The 18,813-nt window shown below is 66.1% G+C and carries 14 protein-coding genes; 13 read left to right on the top strand and 1 reads right to left on the bottom strand.

The window, feature by feature from the left end; translation table 11 throughout:
* Positions 1–12: 12 nt before the first annotated feature.
* On the bottom strand, positions 13–1,653 hold the full coding sequence (locus D3877_RS25800; protein WP_119834034.1) for an AMP-binding protein: 1,641 nt from the start codon (positions 1,651–1,653) through the stop codon (positions 13–15).
* A gap of 198 nt (positions 1,654–1,851) precedes the next feature.
* On the opposite strand from D3877_RS25800, the gene D3877_RS25795 reads away from it, so the two are divergent.
* From D3877_RS25795 to D3877_RS25735, 13 genes are all read left to right on the top strand, one after another.
* Positions 1,852–2,748: an ABC transporter ATP-binding protein gene (locus tag D3877_RS25795; protein ID WP_199720993.1), complete on the top strand. Its 897-nt coding sequence runs from the start codon at positions 1,852–1,854 to the stop codon at positions 2,746–2,748.
* Positions 2,748–4,709 (top strand): long-chain fatty acid--CoA ligase, encoded by a 1,962-nt coding sequence (locus D3877_RS25790; RefSeq protein ID WP_238475088.1) that lies wholly within the window; start codon positions 2,748–2,750, stop codon positions 4,707–4,709. The genes D3877_RS25795 and D3877_RS25790 overlap by 1 nt, the downstream gene beginning before the upstream one ends.
* 13 nt (positions 4,710–4,722) lie before the next feature.
* Positions 4,723–5,610, top strand: a complete 888-nt coding sequence (locus D3877_RS25785; protein WP_119833680.1) for a branched-chain amino acid ABC transporter permease — start codon at positions 4,723–4,725, stop codon at positions 5,608–5,610.
* 7 nt (positions 5,611–5,617) lie between these two features.
* Positions 5,618–6,691 carry a branched-chain amino acid ABC transporter permease gene (locus D3877_RS25780; RefSeq protein ID WP_119833679.1) on the top strand — a complete coding sequence of 358 codons (1,074 nt, stop codon included), beginning with the start codon at positions 5,618–5,620 and terminating at the stop codon, positions 6,689–6,691.
* A gap of 54 nt (positions 6,692–6,745) precedes the next feature.
* Complete coding sequence (locus D3877_RS25775) at positions 6,746–8,026, top strand: ABC transporter substrate-binding protein (RefSeq protein ID WP_119833678.1); 1,281 nt, start codon at positions 6,746–6,748, stop codon at positions 8,024–8,026.
* A 152-nt stretch (positions 8,027–8,178) separates the two neighbouring features.
* A complete protein-coding gene (locus tag D3877_RS25770; protein ID WP_119834031.1) occupies positions 8,179–8,961 on the top strand; it encodes an ABC transporter ATP-binding protein in 783 nt (260 codons plus the stop codon).
* A 173-nt stretch (positions 8,962–9,134) separates the two neighbouring features.
* A complete protein-coding gene (locus D3877_RS25765; RefSeq protein ID WP_119833677.1) occupies positions 9,135–10,364 on the top strand; it encodes a phenylacetate--CoA ligase family protein in 1,230 nt (409 codons plus the stop codon).
* 254 nt (positions 10,365–10,618) lie between these two features.
* On the top strand, positions 10,619–11,791 hold the full coding sequence (locus D3877_RS25760) for an isovaleryl-CoA dehydrogenase (RefSeq protein WP_119833676.1): 1,173 nt from the start codon (positions 10,619–10,621) through the stop codon (positions 11,789–11,791).
* Positions 11,792–11,845: 54 nt separating this feature from the next.
* On the top strand, positions 11,846–13,030 hold the full coding sequence (locus tag D3877_RS25755) for an acetyl-CoA C-acyltransferase (protein ID WP_119833675.1): 1,185 nt from the start codon (positions 11,846–11,848) through the stop codon (positions 13,028–13,030).
* Positions 13,031–13,207: 177 nt separating this feature from the next.
* Positions 13,208–14,341 carry an acyl-CoA dehydrogenase gene (locus D3877_RS25750; RefSeq protein WP_119833674.1) on the top strand — a complete coding sequence of 378 codons (1,134 nt, stop codon included), beginning with the start codon at positions 13,208–13,210 and terminating at the stop codon, positions 14,339–14,341.
* A 43-nt stretch (positions 14,342–14,384) separates the two neighbouring features.
* The gene (locus D3877_RS25745; protein ID WP_119833673.1) at positions 14,385–15,992 is read left to right on the top strand and encodes a carboxyl transferase domain-containing protein; all 1,608 of its coding nucleotides are present in this window, start codon (positions 14,385–14,387) and stop codon (positions 15,990–15,992) included.
* An 11-nt stretch (positions 15,993–16,003) separates the two neighbouring features.
* The gene (locus tag D3877_RS25740) at positions 16,004–16,786 is read left to right on the top strand and encodes an enoyl-CoA hydratase/isomerase family protein (protein WP_119834030.1); all 783 of its coding nucleotides are present in this window, start codon (positions 16,004–16,006) and stop codon (positions 16,784–16,786) included.
* 22 nt (positions 16,787–16,808) lie between these two features.
* Complete coding sequence (locus tag D3877_RS25735; protein WP_119834029.1) at positions 16,809–18,812, top strand: acetyl/propionyl/methylcrotonyl-CoA carboxylase subunit alpha; 2,004 nt, start codon at positions 16,809–16,811, stop codon at positions 18,810–18,812.
* Position 18,813: the final 1 nt, after the last annotated feature.

The raw sequence follows: 18,813 nt of genomic DNA, 5'->3' as shown, positions 1-18,813 counted from the left end.
CATTGGGCCGCGCTATTCCCCCTGCTGCATGAGAATCGCGTCGGACGCCCGTCCACGGTAATGGATGTTGCCCTCGGCGTCCAAAAACGCCCAATCCCCGGTCAGGTAATAGCGGCGTCCGTGGCGGAACCGCCGGGCGGTGCGCTCTGGATCGTTGGCGTAGGCTTCAAACCAGAAGAGCGGTGATTTTTCCACGTCGATGGCGATTTCCCCCGCCCCGCCGACCGGCGCCTCGCGACCGTCCGGGTCAAGCACGACCACGCGAAAGCCCGGCATCGGGCGACCCAACGAACCATCGCCCGGCTGGCTGGTCGCGTCGGGATCGTAACGGTTGACGATGAAAATGCCGGTTTCCCGCTGGCCATACTGGTCGAGCAGCGGCACGCGCACCGTCCGATTGGCCCAGGCGATCAGGTCGGGCGGCAGCGGCTCGCCCACCACCGACAGGATGCGCAGGGCGAATTGATGGTTGCCGCCGGGATCGGCCCCGTGCCACGCCCGGATCTGCGACGGCGCGGCGGTCAAATTGGTGACGCCGAATTTGGTCAACATGCGATAACCCTGCCGCACGTCGTAAGGGCCGTCGCAGAAGATCGTCGTCCGCCCCAGCAGCAGCGGCCCGACCAGCCCGTAATAAGCGCCATAGGCCCAACCGGGATCGGCCATGTTCCAATAGATGTCGTCGTCGCGCAGATCCAGGCCGATGCGCATGTATTGCTCAATCCCCGACAGCGCCTTGACCGGCAGCGACACGCCCAGCGGCGTCGGCTCGGATTCCGAGGTGTAGATCAGGGCCAGCGCGTCGCTTTCCCGATAACGGGCGACGTCGGCCAGCGGCGCGGCCTCGTGCAGGGCCGACCAGAACAGGGTGGTGTCGGGGCCGATGGCCTCGTCCCCCTCCACCATCACCACCGGGCGGGCGTTGTCGCGCGGCAGCTTGCGGCGCAGAAAGCCGTTGGTGACGATGGCCCGCGCCTCGCTTTCCGCCAGACGGTAGGCGACCGCCGAGGCGGTGTAGGTGGCGAACAGCGGCATGTAGACGCCGCCCAGACGCCAGATCGCCAGCGCCGCGATCAGCAGCTCCGGCCCCTTGGGCAGCAGCACCGCCACCCGGTCGCCCTTCACCACGCCCAACCCGGCGAGCACGCTGGCGAAGCGCGCCGAATCGCTGGCCAACCGGGCGAAGCTGAGTTCGGTGGTTTGCCCGGCCACGCTTTCGTGCAGCAGCGCCGCCCGCGCCCCGTCGGCGGTGTGAACGTGGCGGTCGCACAGCAGGGTCGCCAGCGGGATCGAATCCCCCCGGTATTCGGGCCGCAGAAAGGCCGACGGGCGCACGGGGGCTTCTGAAAGGACGGATTCAGGCGGCGCGGGCGGACGGTGGCGGGCGGCGGCCAACTGGCCCAGCGCGTCCAGATCGGGGCCGAGGTGATAGCGACGGCTGCGGCTGTCCTGCTCGATCAACCCCTCGCGGCTCAACGCCATCAGCAGGCGGTGCGCGGTGGCCTTGGACAGCCCGACGCCGGTCATCAGATCGGCCAGCCGCGCGCCGTCCGCGCCCGAGGCCGCCACCGCGCGCAGCAGGGCGATGGCGCGTTCGAGGCTTTGCGTGCCGCCGGACAGGGCGGAGGGAGGGGGTTGGGTCTTGGTCGTCATGATGGTCCACATTATGGACTATGTGACGTCCTGTCGCGACCAAAAAACGCGAGCAGGCGGAATGTCAGTGTTGATAACAGAACCAAACCTCGTGTAGAGTGCCTGTGTTGCCGCAAATGAGGTCCACAATATGGACCAACCGGCCGGCAAGAGCCGACGCACCATCGAAAAGCCGAACCAACAGCAACGGAGGAGGAAATGTCCGGCGCGCCCGTCGCATCGCACCGTGGCCATGCCCAGTCGGCCCCCGCCCAAAGGTCTGAGTCCTCCCAGGCGGAGACCATCTTTGAGGCGCGCGGCGTCAATCTGCGCTTTGGCGGCGTGCAGGCACTGACCGACGTCAGCTTCGGCATCCGCAAGGGTGAATTGTTTTCCATCATCGGCCCGAACGGCGCCGGCAAGACCTCCATGGTCAATTGCATCTCGGGCCGTTACAAGCCGACCGACGGCAAGGTTTTCTTCAAGGGCGCGGACGTGACGGCGATGACGCCGAATCACCGCGCGGCGCTGGGCATTGGCCGGACCTTTCAAAATCTGGCGCTGTTCGGGCACATGACCGTGCTCGACAACATCATGGTCGGCCGCCACCATCTGCTCAAAAACAACTTCCTCACCGGCTCGCTCTATTGGCTGACCGGCGCGCGCAAGGAAGAGCTGGCGCACCGCCGCGAGGTGGAGGAAATCATTGATTTCCTGGAAATCCAGCATGTCCGCAAGGCCACCGCCGGAACCCTGTCCTACGGCCTGCGCAAGCGGGTGGAGCTGGCCCGCGCCATCGCGCTGAAACCCGACCTGATCCTTCTGGACGAGCCGATGGCCGGCATGAATCTGGAAGAGAAGGAGGACATGGCCCGCTACATCGTCGATCTGAACGAAGAGTTCGGCATGACGGTGGTGATGATCGAACACGACATGGGCGTCGTGATGGACATCTCGCACCGGGTCATGGTGCTGGAATTCGGGAAGAAGATCGCCGAGGGCATGCCCGAAGAGGTGTTGGCCAACCCCCGCGTCCGCCGCGCCTATCTGGGCGAGGACGACGAGGATGGCGAGGCCCCCAGCGCCCACACCGCCCAGCAGAAGGAGGTCGCGTGATGGCCGGGCACACATCCGCCGTCGGTTCCAGCATGAACCTGCCCGATCTGCGCGTGAACGACACGCTGGTCAAGCTGGTGGCCCTGCACGCCCGCGAGCATGGCGGCGAAATCGCCCTGCGCGAAAAGGATTTCGGCATCTGGCGCACCTTCACCTGGGAGCAGGTGAACGCCCGCGTCCGCGCCTTCGCGCTGGGGATGACCAAGCTGGGCGTGGTTCCCGGCGAGGTCGTCGGCCTGCTGGGCGACAACCGCCCGGATTGGCTGATGGGCGAGGTGGCCACCCACGCGCTGCGCGGCCTGAGCCTGGGCATCTACCGCGACGCGCTGGACGAGGAAATCGCCTACCTCATCACCTACGCCGACGTGAAGGTGGTGATCGCCGAGGATGAGGAGCAGGTCGACAAGCTGCTGACTCTGGCCGACCGCCTGCCGACCTTGCAGCACATCATCTATTCCGACCCGCGCGGCATGCGCAAATACACCGACCCGCGCCTGCTGCCCGCCGCCGATCTGGTGGCGATGGGCGAGGAGCTGCACCGCCAACAGCCCGCGCTGTACGACGCGATGGTCGCGGCGACCAAGGGCGACGACGTCGCCATCCTCTGCACCACGTCGGGCACCACGTCGAATCCGAAGATGGCGATGTTGCAGGCGGGCAGCCTGATCCGCCACGTCGCCAGCTATCTGTCGGTCGATCCCAAGGGGCCGGAGGACGAATACGTCTCGGTCCTGCCGATGTCCTGGATCATGGAACAGGTCTACGCCGTCGGCATGGGCATCGTGTCGCGGATGCGCGTGAACTTCGTCGAGGAAGCCGAGACGATGATGCACGACTTCCGCGAGATCGGGCCGAGCTTCGTGCTGTTCGCCCCGCGCCTGTGGGAGGCCATCGCCGCCGACGTCCGCGCCCGCATGATGGACAGCTCCCCCTTCAAGCAAAAGATGTTCGAGTTGGGCATGAAGCTGGGGCTGGAGGCGCTGGCGCAGGGCAAGCGGTCCGCCGTGGCCGACTGGATCCTGTTCCGCGCGCTGCGCGACCGGCTGGGCTTCACCAATCTGAAATCGGCGGCCACCGGCGGCGCCGCCCTGGGGCCGGACACCTTCAAATTCTTCCAGGCGTTGGGCGTGCCGCTGCGTCAGATCTACGGCCAGACCGAAACGATGGGGGCCTACACCGTTCATCGCGGCGACGACGTGGATTTCGACACCGTCGGCCTGCCGTTCGACGACGGCATCCAGGTCAAGGTGATCGACCCCGACCACAACGGCGTCGGCGAGATCGTCACCACCCACCCGAACATGTTCGCCGGTTACTACCGCAACGAAAAAGCCACGATGGGCGACGTGCGGGACGGTTGGATGCACACGGGCGACGCCGGGTTCTTCAACAGGAACGGCCATCTGGTCATCATCGACCGCATCAAGGACATCGCCACCACGGCGCATGGCGACCGTTTCAGCCCGCAATACATCGAAAACAAGCTGAAATTCAGCCCCTATGTCGCCGAAGCGGTGATTTTGGGCGACAAGCGCGATTATTTGTCGGCGATGATCTGCATTCGGCTGTCGATCCTGTCGAAATGGGCGGAAAAGAACCGGATCGCCTTCACCACCTACGCCGATCTGTCCTCGCGCCCCGAAGTCTACGAGCTGTTGCGCACGGAGGTGGAGCGGGTCAACCAAACCCTGCCCGAAGCCCAGCGCATCGCCAAGTTCCTGTTGCTCTACAAGGAGCTGGACGCCGACGACGGCGAGTTGACCCGCACCCGCAAGGTGCGCCGCAGCGTCATCGCCGACAAATACGGCACGATCATCGAATCGATCTACGCCGGCCAGCCGACAATCGACGTCGACACGATGATTTCCTTCCAGGACGGCACCAAGCAACGCATCCGCACCACCTTGACCGTCATCGACCTCGCGCCGACGGCGGCCAAGCGCCAGCCGGTCGCGGCTTAAGGGGACGCCAGCCATGACCCTTCTCTTCCAACTTCTCGTCAACGGCCTGATCGTCGGCGCGCTGTACGGCGTGGTCGCCATGTCGTTCGTGCTGATCTACAAGGCCAGCCGCATCGTCAACTTCGCCCAGGGCGAATTTTTGCTGATCGGGGCATGGACCTGCTGGTGGCTGCTGACCTCCTGGCAGTTGCCCTTCTGGATCGGTTTTCCGATCACGCTGGTCTTCATGCTGATCTTCGGCGTCGTGCTTCAGGTCGTCGTGCTGCGCCCGATGATTGGCGAGCCGATCATCTCCGTCATCATGGTGACGATTGGCCTGTCCATCGTCTTCCAGGCGGCGATGAAATGGATGTTCGGCGTCTTCGCCAAGCCCTTCCCGCAAATCTTCGCCAGCCCGACGCTCGACGTTTTCGGCTTGCAGGTGCAGACGGTCTACGTCGTCTCGCTGGGCATATCGATCCTCATCATGGCGGGCTTCGGCTGGTTCTTCAAATACTCGCGCCTGGGTCTGGCGATGCGGGCGACCGCCTTCGACCAGCAGGTGGCCCAATCGCTCGGCATTTCGGTGCGCCAGATGTTCGCGATGAGCTGGGCGATCTCCGCCATGGTGTCGGCAGTGGCGGGCGTGACCGTCGGTGTGGTCAACGGCGTGTCGTCGGCCCTCTCCTTCTTCGGCATCAAGGTGTTTCCGGCGGTCATTCTGGGCGGGCTGGACAGCATCATCGGCGCGGTCATCGGCGGCCTGATCGTCGGCGTGCTGGAGAACATGGCGCACTATGTGGACAGCCAATGGCTGAACTGGGGGAACATGTATGAAATCGCCCCCTTCTACGTCCTGATCGCCATCCTGATGGTGAAGCCGTACGGCCTGTTCGGCACCAAAGACATCGAGCGCGTGTGAGGCCAAAATGGCGAACGTCAGCATCATTCCCAGTGGTGATTTCAAGACGTCCTACGGGACCGACACCACGATTTTCCCGACCGTCACCAGCCGCAACTTCGCAATCCTTGGCGTGGTTCTTCTGCTGGCCTGCCCGGCCTTCATGGACCGCTATTGGCTCAGCCTGCTGATCCAGATTGGTTATCTCGGCATCGCCGCGCTTGGCCTGAACATCCTGGTCGGCTTCACCGGCCAGATCTCCATCGGCCATTCCGCCTTCTTCGGCTTCGGCGCCTTCGCCTCGGCCTGGCTGAACAACCGCTGGGGCGTTCCGGTCTTCCTCGCCATCCCGCTGGCGGGCGTGTTGACGACCGGCGTCGGGCTGATCTTCGGCATGCCCGCCGCGCGGTTGAAGGGGCTGTATCTGGCCATCGCCACCTTGGCGGCCCAATACATCCTGCAAGACTTCTTTGCCCGCGCCGACTGGTTCACCGGCGGCACCAACGGCACCATCGCCGAGCCGTTGACCATCTTCGGCTTCGCTTTCGACACCGACGAGCGTTACTTCTACGTCGTGCTGGTCGCCATGGTGGTGATGTATATTCTCGGCACCAACCTGATGCGGACGCGCGACGGGCGCGCCCTGGTGGCGGTGCGCGACCATTATCTCTCCGCCGAGATCATGGGCATCAATTTGACCAAATACCGGACGATGTCCTTCGGCATCTCCGCCTTCTACGCCGGGATCGGCGGCGCGCTCTACGCCCACTACCTGCAATTCGTGTCGGTCGAGGGCTTCACCATCGTCTTTTCGATCCAATTCCTGGGCATGATCATCATCGGCGGTCTGGGGTCGATCATGGGGACGCTGATGGGCACCGCCTTCATGGTCCTGCTGCCCGAACTGATGCAGGCGGCCAGCAAGCTGGTCAGCGGCACCGCCATCGACACCGCGCTGAACCTGAAGGACAACATCGCCTTCCTGCGCGAAATGTCGGTCGGTCTCGTCATCATTCTGTTCCTGGTGTTCGAGCCGGACGGGCTGGCCCACCGTTGGAAGCAAATCAAAGCCTACTGGAAGCTCTACCCCTTCTCGCACTGATCGGTTCCGATCCAGCGCTTGCAACGAACAAAACCATCTAGGGAGTAACGCAGGATGAGCATCAAAACCGCGCTGTTCGCCTCCGCCGCCATGCTGCTGGCGACCACCGTCACGGCCAGCGCCGACATTCCGGTCGGCCATCTCGCCGACCAGTCCGGCGGCACGTCGGACGTGGGCGTTCCCTACGCGCAGGGCGTGTCCGACGCGCTGGCCTACATCAACAGCAAGGGCGGCGTGAACGGCGTCAAGCTGGCTGTGGATTCGGTCGATTACGGCTATCAGGCCCCGCGCGCCATCAGCCAGTACAAGAAATGGTCGTCGGGCAGCGACAAGATCGCCGCGCTCCAGGGCTGGGGCACGGCGGACACCGAGGCGCTCACCGCCTTCGTCGGCAAGGATGAGATCCCGGCCTATTCCGGCTCCTACTCCGGCCATCTGACCGACCCGACGGGCAAGGGCACGCACGGCTCGAAGCCCGCCCCCTACAATTTCTTCTACGGCCCGTCCTACTCCGACAGCCTGCGCGGCATGCTGACCTGGGCGGCGGAGGATTGGAAGAAGAAGGGCGGTTCGGGCAAACCGAAATACGTCCATATGGGGGCCAACCACCCCTACCCCAACGCGCCGAAGGACGCGGGCGAGCAGCTCGCCAAGGAGCTTGGCTTTGACGTGCTTCCGGCGGTCCAGTTCGCGCTGACGCCGGGCGACTACACCGCCCAATGTCTGACGCTGAAGGAATCCGGCGTCAATTACGCCTATCTCGGCAACACCGCCGGGTCGAACATCTCGGTGCTGAAGGCCTGCCAGACGGTCGGCGCCAAGGTTCAGTTCATGGGCAACGTCTGGGGCATGGACGAAAACGCCGCCAAGGCCGCCGGCGCCGCCGCCGACGGCGTGGTGTTCCCGCTGCGCACCGCCGTCACCTGGGCGGGCAGCGCGCCCGGCATGGCGATGATGAAGGAGATCTCCAAGATCTCCGACGCCGCCGGAACCGCCTACCGCCCGGTGCATTACATGGCGGGCGTCTGCACCGCCTTTTACATGAAGGAAGCGATGGACTGGGCCGCCAAGAACGGCGGCGTCACCGGCCCGAACATCCGCAAGGCGATGTACCAGAAGAAGGATTGGGTTCCCGCCGGGCTTGAGGGCGTTTGCATCCCCTCGACCTGGACGGACACCGATCATCGCGGCATGACGGCGGTCAACATCTACCGCGCCTCGGTCGCGGCGGACACCGGGGCCAGCGTCGCCGATCTGGTCAAGTCCGGCGCGATCAAGCTGGAGAAGATCTCCACCGTGGACGTGCCGCGCAAGCCGGAATGGCTCGGCTGGTAAGCCCGCTCTGACCATCCCCCTTCCGTCCGCGATGGCGGAAGGGGGGTTCCCGCCTATTTCCCCTCGTCAGGTGCCGCATGCTGAACACCGCCACGGCCGATTCCACCGTGCCGCCCGTCGCGGGCGCCCCTATCGTCGCCCCCAAGCGGCTGATGCTGTCCGTCAACAACATCGAAGTCGTCTACAACGACGTCATCCTCGTCCTGCGCGGGCTGAGCCTTGAGGTGCCGGAGGGGGAAATCGTCGCCCTGCTGGGCGCCAACGGGGCCGGGAAATCGACGACGCTGAAGGCGATTTCCGGCCTGCTGAAGACGGAAGACGGCGAGGTCACGCGCGGCGACATCACCTTCGCCGGGGAACGCATCAACGGCATCGACCCGGACAAGATCGTCCGCAAGGGCATCTTCCAGGTGATGGAGGGCCGCCGCATCATTTCCGACATGACCTGTCAGGAAAATTTGCGCCTGGGCGCCTTCACCCGCCGCGACAACGGCGTGAAGGATGATCTGGAGATGGTCTATCAGTATTTCCCCCGCCTGAAGGAACGCACCGGACTTGCCGGTTATCTGTCGGGCGGCGAGCAACAGATGCTGGCGATTGGCCGCGCCATGATGGCCCGCCCCAAGCTGATTTTGATGGACGAGCCGAGCATGGGCCTGTCGCCGCTGATGGTGAAGGAGGTGTTCAGCATCATCCAGCAGATCAACAAGGATCTGGGCGTCACCATCCTGCTGGTGGAGCAGAACGCCCGCATGGCGCTGCAAGCGGCGACGCGCGGCTACATCATGGAAAACGGCAAGGTTGTGCTGGACGGCACCGCCGAAGAGCTGCGCAACAACGAGGATGTGAAGGAATTCTACCTCGGCGGCGGCAACGAAGAGCGCAAGAGCTTCAAGAATCTCAAGAGCTTCAAGCGGCGCAAGCGCTGGATTTGAACGGGGCGGGGGCGTTCTTGCGCCTGCCCCCTCCCTAACCCTCCCCTGCTGACGCGGGAGAGGGAATCGACGCCGCATTCTTCTGACACGACTCCGATCCCCCTCTCCCGCCATTCGGCGGGGGAGGGCCGGGGAGGGGGCAACGCGGGCGACCCCTGAACGGACGAACGACCATGACCGATTTCTACGACGACCTCGAAACGCGTTCCTCCGACCAGCGCGAGGCCGCGCTGTTCGCGGCCCTGCCCGCCCATCTCGCCCACGCCAAGGCCGCCGCGCCGCACTTCACCCGGATTCTGGCCGAGGTCGATCCCGCCGCGATCCGCGACCGCGCCGCGCTGGCGTCCCTGCCGGTCACGCGCAAATCGGACCTGATCGCCCTGCAACAGGCGGCCCCGCCCTTTGGCGGTCTGGCGGCGGTGGAGATTGGGCGGCTGGCCCGCGTCTTCGCCTCCCCCGGCCCGATCCACGACCCGGAACCGCATGGCAAGGATCCCTGGCGCAGCGCGCGGGCGCTATTCGCCTCGGGCTTCCGGGCGGGCGATTTGGCGCACAATTGCTTCGCCTATCACCTGACCCCCGCCGGGTCGATGTTCGAGACGGGCGCCCACGCCATCGGCTGCGCCGTCATCCCAGCGGGCACCGGCAACACCGAAACCCAAGCCCAGGTGATCGCCCATCTCAAGCCCAGGGGCTACATCGGCACGCCGGATTTCCTGAAGATCATTCTGGAAAAGGCCGACGCGCTGGGGCTGGATGGCTCCTCGATCCGCATCGGCAACGTGTCGGGCGGCCCCTATCTGCCCGACGCGCGGGCCTTCTACGAGGCGCGCGGGGTGGACGTCTATCAGAGCTATGGCACCGCCGATCTCGGCATCGTCGCCTATGAGACCCCGGCCCGCGCCGGTCTGGTGGTGGATGAGGGCGCCATCATTGAAATCGTCCGCCCCGGCACCGGCGATCCGGTGGCCGAGGGCGAGGTCGGCGAGGTGGTCGTCACCATCTTCAACCCGGCCTATCCGCTGATCCGCTTCGCCACCGGCGATCTGTCGGCGGTTCTGCCCGGAACCAGCCCCTGCGGTCGCACCAACATGCGGCTGAAGGGCTGGATGGGCCGCGCCGACCAGACCACCAAGATCAAGGGCATGTTCGTCCACCCGTCCCAGATCGCCGACGTGCTGCGCCGCCATCCGCAAGTGGGCAAGGCTCGGCTGGTCGTCGGGCGGCAGGACGCCAGCGACACCATGACCCTGCGCTGCGAAGCGGCGGAGTCCGGCGAGGCGCTGGCCGCCGCGATCCGCGACAGCCTGACCGCCATCACCAAACTGAAGGGCGTCGTCGAGTTCGTCGCGCCGGGCGGGTTGCCGAACGACGGCAAGGTGATCGACGACGCGCGGGGGTGATCGAACGCTTCAGTCTCGCCCCCTCCCCGCCCCTCCCCCGCTCACGCGGGAGAGGGGGCCTTGAGGAAGGGCGGCGGCAGTCCCCTCTCCCGCTTAACAGCGGGGGAGGGCTAGGGAGGGGGCAATCCGCAACAACTCCCCCATACGACCAGCAGATTTGCGGCGGCTGCAATCCGTCGCCTCTTGCCACACGCATCGCCATACGGTAACGTATGGTCAACGAACGGATGATTGTTGAGGGGAGCGATACGCCCATGCTGTCCAACCAGTACCCCAGCCTGAATTTCGACCTTGGCGAAACCGCCGACATGCTGCGTGAATCGGTGCGGAACTTCGCCGCCGCCGAAATCGCTCCGCTGGCCGCCGAGATCGACCGCTCCAACGAATTCCCCAACCATCTGTGGCGCAAGATGGGCGACCTCGGCATCCTCGGCGTGACCGTGGACGAGGAGTATGGCGGCGCCGCCATGGGTTATCTGGAGCATGTCGTCGCGATGGAGGAGGTCTCCCGCGCGTCGGCGTCGGTGGGCCTCAGCTACGGCGCGCACTCCAACCTCTGCGTCAACCAGATCCGCAAGAACGGCACCGAAGAGCAGAAGCGCCGCTATCTGCCCAAGCTGATTTCCGGCGAACACATCGGCGCCCTGGCGATGTCGGAGCCGAACGCCGGGTCGGACGTGGTGTCGATGAAGCTGCGCGCCGAGAAAAAGGGCGACCGCTACGTCCTGAACGGCACCAAGATGTGGATCACCAACGGCCCGGACGCCGACACGCTGGTGATCTACGCCAAGACCGACATCGCCGCCGGGCCGCGCGGCATCACCGCCTTCCTGGTGGAAAAGACCTTCAAGGGCTTTTCGGTGGCGCAGAAGCTCGACAAGCTGGGCATGCGCGGCTCCAACACCGGCGAATTGGTGTTCGAGGATTGCGAAGTGCCGGAGGAGAACATCCTGGGCGGCGTCGGGCGCGGCGTGAATGTGCTGATGTCGGGCCTGGATTACGAACGCGCGGTTCTGTCGGGCGGGCCGCTGGGCATCATGCAAGCCTGCATGGACATCGTCATTCCGTATCTGCATGACCGCAAGCAGTTCGGCCAAGCCATCGGCGAGTTCCAGTTGATGCAAGGCAAGCTGGCCGACATGTACACGATCATGAACGCCGCCAAATCCTACGTCTACACCGTGGCCAAGGCCTGCGACCGGGGCGAGACCACCCGCAAGGACGCCGCCGCCGCCATCCTCTTCTCGGCGGAAAAGGCCACCTGGATGGCGCTGGAAGCGATCCAAACGCTGGGCGGCAACGGCTACATCAACGAATACCCGACGGGCCGCCTGCTGCGCGACGCCAAGCTCTATGAAATCGGCGCGGGCACCAGCGAAATCCGCCGTATGCTGATCGGGCGCGAGCTGTTCAAGGAAACCGCGTAAGCGCGTTCAACCACGAAGCCAAAGCGAAGCATCGAGGGAAAAGGGACCACCAGCATGACCACCGACAGCATCGTCATCGCCGCCGCCGCCCGCACGCCGCTGGGCGGGTTTCAGGGTGATTTGCAAGGGCTGACCGGCCCGCAATTGGGCGCCGCCGCCATCAAGGCGGCGCTGGAACGCTCCGGCCTGCCTCCTGAGGCGGTGGACGAGGTGTTCATGGGCTGCGTGCTGTCGGCGGGCGTCGGCCAGGCCCCGGCGCGTCAGGCGTCGCTGGGGGCGGGCATCCCCAAGGCGGCGGGCTGCACCACCATTTCCAAGGTCTGCGGGTCGGGGATGCGGGCGGTGATGTTCGCCCATGACGTCATCAAGGCCGGGTCGGCCAAGGTGGTGGTCGCGGGCGGCATGGAGAGCATGACCAACGCCCCCTATCTGCTGGACCGGGCGCGCGGCGGCTACCGCATGGGCCATGGCAAGGTGTTGGACCACATGTTCCTCGACGGTCTGGAGGACGCCTATGACAAGGGCCGTCTGATGGGAACCTTCGCCGAGGAATGCGCGGGCAGCTACAATTTCACCCGCGAGGCGCAGGACGCCTTCGCGATTGAAAGCCTGAACCGCGCCCGCAAGGCGGTGGAGGGCGGCTTCTTCGCCGGTGAAATCACCCCGGTGACGGTCAAGGGCCGCAAGGGGGATGTGATCGTCAGCCAGGACGAGCAGCCGCTGAAGGCCGATCCGGCCAAGATCCCGACTCTGAAGCCCGCCTTCGCCAAGGACGGCACGGTGACGGCGGCCAACGCCTCCTCCATCTCCGACGGCGGCGCGGCGCTGATCGTCACCACCCGCAGCGAGGCCGACAAGCGCGGCCTGCGCGTGCTGGCCGAGATCAAGGGCCACGCCAACCACGCCCAGGCCCCGGCCCTGTTCACCACCGCCCCGGTCGGCGCGATGAAGACGCTGTTCGACAAGGTTGGCTGGTCCGCCGGGTCGGTCGATCTGTTCGAGATCAACGAGGCCTTCGCCGTCGTCACCATGGCGGCGATGCGCGATCTGGATCTGCCGCACGACAAGGTGAACGTCCATGGCGGCGCCTGCGCGCTGGGCCACCCCATCGGCGCGTCGGGCGCGCGGATCATCGTGACGCTGCTGGCGGCGCTGGAGAAATACGACCTCAAGCGCGGCGTGGCTTCCTTGTGCATCGGCGGCGGCGAAGCCACCGCGATCGCCGTCGAACGGGTTTGAGATCTCGCCCTCTCCCTTTGGGAGAGGGAAGGGACCCATGCGCCGCATGGGAAGGGTGAGGGGTTCGGCGGAATCCGGTTTCTGGACTCTCGGGCCACCCCTCACCCTCCCCGCTTCGCGGGTCCCCTCCCTCTCCCGGAACGGGAGAGGGATCAAAAAAACACTGGGAGGAACCCGATGCGCCTGACCGAAGAACAGACCATGGTCCGCGACATGGCCCGCGCCTTTGCGCAGGATCGGCTCGCCCCGACCGCCGCCGAGCGTGACCGCAGCGGCGCGTTTCCCAAGGCCGAATTGGCCGAGATGGGGGCGCTTGGCCTGCTGGGCATGCTGGTGCCGGAGGAGTTCGACGGCGCGGCGACCGACCATGTCGCCTACGCGCTCGCCATTGAGGAAATCGCCGCCGGGGACGGCGCGGTCTCCACGATCATGAGCGTCCACAATTCGGTCGGCTGCATGCCGATCCTGAAATTCGGCACGGCGGAGCAGAAGGAGCGTTTCCTCAAGCCGATGGCGCGCGGCGAACAGCTTGGCGCCTTCTGCCTGACCGAACCGCAGGCCGGATCCGACGCCTCGGCGATCAAGACCCGCGCCCGGCGCGACGGCGATCATTGGGTTCTCAACGGAACCAAGCAGTTCATCACCTCGGGCGCCAACGCCGACGTCGCCATCGTCTTCGCCGTCAGCGATCCCGACGCCGGGAAAAAGGGCCTGACCGCCTTCATCGTGCCGACCGACACCCCCGGCTACACGGTGGCGCGCACCGAGGACAAGCTGGGTCAGCATTGTTCCGACACCTGCCAGATCCTGTTCGAGGATTGCCGGATTCCGGCGGACCTGATGTTGGGGGCGGAGGGCGCGGGCTACAAGGTCGCCTTGGCCAATCTGGAAGGCGGGCGGATCGGCATCGCCTCCCAATCGGTCGGCATGGCGCGGGCGGCGCTGGACCACGCGGTGCGCTACGCCCAGGAACGCCAGAGCATGGGCGTGCCGATCATTCAGCATCAGGCGGTGGCCTTTCGCCTCGCCGACATGGCGACCCGCGTCGAGGCGGCGCGTCAGTTGGTGCTGCACGCCGCGTCCTTGCGCGACGCGGGCGTTCCCTGCATGAAGGAAGCGGCGATGGCGAAGCTGTTCGCCTCGGAAATGGCGGAAAAGGTTTGCTCCGACGCCATCCAGGTGCATGGCGGCTACGGCTATCTGAACGATTTCCCGGTGGAGCGCATCTACCGCGACGTGCGCGTCTGCCAGATTTACGAAGGCACCAGCGACATCCAACGGCTGGTCATCAGCCGCGCTCTTGTCCAATAAGCCATTTCTCAAACCGTCATTTCTCACACGGGAGGGCGACGGCATGACCGTCCTGAAGAGCGCCATCAACCCGCGCTCCGCCGAATTCCAGACCAACGCCGACGCCATGGCGGCGCTGGTCGCCGATCTGCGCCAGAAGGTCGCCGCCATCCAGCAGGGCGGCGGCGCCAAGGCCCGCGACAAGCATCTGGCGCGCGGCAAGCTGCTGCCGCGCGAACGCATCCGGCAATTGCTCGACGCCGGGTCGCCGTTTCTGGAGCTGTCGCAGATGGCCGCGCACGAGGTCTATGACGAGACCATCCCGTCGGCGGGCATCATCACCGGCATCGGCAGCGTCGCCGGTCAGGAATGCATGATCGTCGTCAACGACGCGACGGTGAAGGGCGGGACCTATTACCCGCTGACGGTCAAAAAGCACCTGCGCGCCCAGGAAATCGCTCAACAAAACAATCTGCCCTGCATCTATCTGGTGGACAGCGGCGGGGCCAATCTGCCCAACCAGGACGAGGTGTTCCCCGACCGCGACCATTTCGGCCGCATCTTCTTCAATCAGGCCACCATGTCGGCGGAGGGAATTCCCCAGATCGCCGTGGTGATGGGAAGCTGCACGGCGGGCGGCGCCTATGTTCCGGCGATGTCGGACGAGGCGATCATCGTCCGCAACCAGGGCACCATCTTTTTGGGCGGCCCGCCGCTGGTCAAGGCCGCGACCGGCGAGGTGGTGAGCGCCGAGGATCTGGGCGGCGCCGACGTCCATTCCCGCACGTCGGGCGTCACCGACCATTACGCGATGAACGACCCGCACGCCCTGGCGATGGCCCGGCGGGTGGTGACGAATCTCAACCGCTCCAAGCGCATCGACCTGGATCTGCGCGAACCGGAAGAGCCGCTGTTCACCCCCAGCGAACTCTACGGCGTCATCCCCAGCGACGCCCGCAAGCCGTTCGACGTGCGCGAGGTGATCGCCCGCGTCGTCGACGGCTCGCGCTTTGACGAGTTCAAGCCGCTCTATGGAACCACGTTGGTGACGGGCTTCGCCCACATCCACGGCTATCCGGTCGGCATCATCGCCAACAACGGCATTCTGTTCAGCGAATCCGCGCTGAAGGGCGCGCATTTCATTGAATTGTGCTGCCAGCGCCGCATCCCGCTGGTGTTCCTGCAAAACATCACCGGCTTCATGGTCGGGCGCAAATACGAGGCGGGCGGCATCGCCAAGGACGGCGCGAAGCTGGTGACGGCGGTCGCCTGCGCCAAGGTGCCGAAATTCACCGTGGTCATCGGCGGCAGCTATGGCGCCGGCAATTACGGCATGTGCGGCCGCGCCTATTCCCCGCGTTTCCTGTGGATGTGGCCGAACGCCCGCATCTCGGTGATGGGCGGCGAACAGGCGGCGGGCGTGCTGGCCCAGGTCAAGCGCGACGCGATGGAGGCCCAGGGCAAGCCCTGGTCGGCGGAGGATGAGGAGGCGCTGAAGGCCCCGATCCGCCAGAAGTTCGAGCGCGAAAGCCACCCCTATTACGCCAGCGCCCGGCTGTGGGACGACGGCATCATCGACCCGGCGGACACGCGCATGGTGCTGGGCCTTGGCCTGTCGGCTTCCCTCAACGCGCCGGTGCCGAAGACGCCCTTCGGCGTGTTCCGCATGTGATGGGGGCCGACATGACCGACATCCTTATCGACATCGCCGCCAACGGCGTCGCCACCGTCACCATGAACCGGGGCGAGGTTCACAACGCCTTCAACGAGAACGTCATCGCCGGGCTGACCGACGCCTTCCGGCAGGTCGGCGAAAACCCGGAGGTCCGCGCGGTCCTGCTGCGCGGCGTCGGCAAAAGCTTTTCCGCCGGGGCCGATCTGTCCTGGATGAAGCGGATGTCGGGCTATTCCTACGAGGAAAACCTGACCGACGCGCTGGGGCTGGCGACCATGCTGCGCACGCTGGACGAATGCCCCAAGCCCACCGTGGCGGTGGTGCAGGGTCCGGCCTTTGGCGGCGGCGTCGGGCTGGTGTCGGCCTGCGACATCGCCATCGGTGTGGACACGGCCAGCTTCGCCCTGACCGAAGTGAAGCTGGGCATCATCCCGGCGGCCATCAGCCCCTACGTCATCGGCGCGATGGGCGAACGCGCCTGCCGCCGCTTCTTCCTGACCGGGGAGCGGTTTTCGGCGGCTGAGGCCCACCGGCTGGGCCTGCTGCACGAGTTGACCAGCGCCGACGGGCTGGAGGCGGCGGTTGAGAAGACCGTCAAGAATCTGCTCGACTGCGGCCCGACCGCGCAGAGCGCCGCCAAGGAGTTGATCCGCGCGGTGGCCCGCCGCCCGCTGACCGACGCCGTGGTCCGCGACACCGCCGAACGCATCGCCCGCCAGCGCGCCAGCGCCGAAGGCAAGGAGGGCGTCGGCGCCTTCCTCGACAAACGCAACCCGTCCTGGCGGAGCTGAGAATCCCATGTCCCAAATCGCCATGTTCGACACGATCCTCATCGCCAACCGTGGCGAGATCGCCTGCCGGGTCATCCGCACCGCGCGCCGCATGGGCATCCGCACCGTCGCCGTCCATTCCGACGCCGACGCCAAGGCGATGCATGTCCAGATGGCCGACGAGGCTGTGTGCATCGGCCCGGCCCCGGTCGGCGAAAGCTATCTGCGCGGCGACGTGATCCTGGAGGTCGCCAAACGCACCGGCGCGCAGGCGATCCATCCCGGCTACGGCTTCCTGTCGGAAAACGCCGGTTTCGCGGCGGCTTGCGCGGCGGCGGGAATCGTCTTCATCGGCCCGCCCATCGACGCCATCCGCGTCATGGGGTCGAAGGCCGAATCCAAGCGCTTGATGGCCAACGCCGACGTGCCGCTGGTGCCGGGCTATCACGGGCAGGCGCAGGATTTCGCCACCCTGTCGGCGGAAGCGGCGCGCATCGGCTTCCCGGTTCTGGTCAAGGCGTCGGCGGGCGGCGGCGGCAAGGGCATGCGCGTCGTTCGCGCCGCCGAGGAGCTGGCCGACGCGGTGGCGGGCGCCCAGCGCGAGGCCAAGGCGGCCTTTGGCGACGACAGCTTGCTGTTGGAAAAATACCTCGCCCGCCCGCGCCATGTGGAAATTCAGGTCTTCTGCGACACCCACGGCAACGGCGTCTATCTGTTCGAGCGCGATTGCTCGGTCCAGCGCCGCCACCAGAAGGTGATCGAGGAGGCCCCGGCCCCCAACCTGCCCGACGATCTGCGCCGCCGTATGGGCGAGGCCGCCGTCGCCGCCGCCAAGGCGGTGAAGTACGTCGGCGCCGGCACCGTCGAGTTTCTCTATGAGGATGGCGGCTTCTACTTCATCGAGATGAACACCCGCCTTCAGGTGGAACATCCGGTGACGGAGAAGATCACCGGCCTGGATCTGGTCGAATGGCAATTGCGCGTCGCCGCCGGGGCGGAACTGCCGCTGCGTCAGGAGCAATTGACCCGCAAGGGCCACGCCTTTGAAGCCCGCCTCTACGCCGAGGATCCGCAGCGCGAGTTCCTGCCCGCCATCGGCACGCTGGTCCGCCTGCGCCCGCCCGCCGAAAACGATCATGTCCGGGTGGACACCGGCGTGCGCGAAGGCGACGCGGTGACGATGTTCTACGACCCGATGATTGCCAAGCTGATCGTCTGGGACGAGGACCGCGACGCCGCCCTGCGCCGCCTGCGCGTGGCATTGGCGGCCTATGAGGTGGTCGGCGTCACCACCAACATCAGCTTCCTTGGCGCCATCGCCGCCCATCCGGCCTTCCGGGCGGTGGAGATCGACACCGGATTCATCGAACGGCACCGCGCCGATCTGCTGCCGCCGCCCGCCCCGGTGGGCGACGCGGCTCTGGCGGTCGCCGCCCTGTCGGTGCTGCTGCGCCGCCGGGCCGAGGCGCAAGCCGCCCTGCGCGCCCGCTCCGACCGTCATTCGCCCTGGCTGCTCGCCAACGGCTGGCGGTTGAACGAGGAAAACCACTATGACCTCAGCCTGATCGACGGCGAGACGGCGCGGGCGGTGACGCTGCATTTCCGCACCGACGGCTACGACGTCGTCGTCGATGGCGGCGCGGCCTTGTCGGCGGTCGGCGTCACTTACGAGGATGGCGCGCTGACCGTCAGCCTGGGCGGACGGCGGGTGCGGGCGACCGTGGTGCAGCAGGGCTTGGACCTGACCGTGCTGATCGACGGCGCCGTGTCCCGCCTGAAGCTGGACGACCCCAGCGCGCGGGCGGCGGAGCAGGAGGGCGGCTCGGGCCGTCTGACCGCGCCGATGCCCGGCACCGTGGTGCGCGTGCTGGTCGAGGTCGGCCAGAGCGTGGAGGCCGGAACGCCGCTGATGCTGCTGGAAGCGATGAAGATGGAGCACACCATCAAGGCCCCCGCCGCCGGGGTGATTTCCGCCGTCAATTTCGCGGCGGGCGATCAAGTCTCCGAAGGCGTCGATCTGCTGGTTCTCGACATCCCGGAGGCCTGAG

Source organism: Azospirillum cavernae (assembly GCF_003590795.1).
Classification (GTDB): Bacteria; Pseudomonadota; Alphaproteobacteria; order Azospirillales; family Azospirillaceae; genus Azospirillum; species Azospirillum cavernae.
Note: the sequence above shows the minus strand (reverse complement) of the source record. Positions and strands in the feature narration are given on the sequence as shown.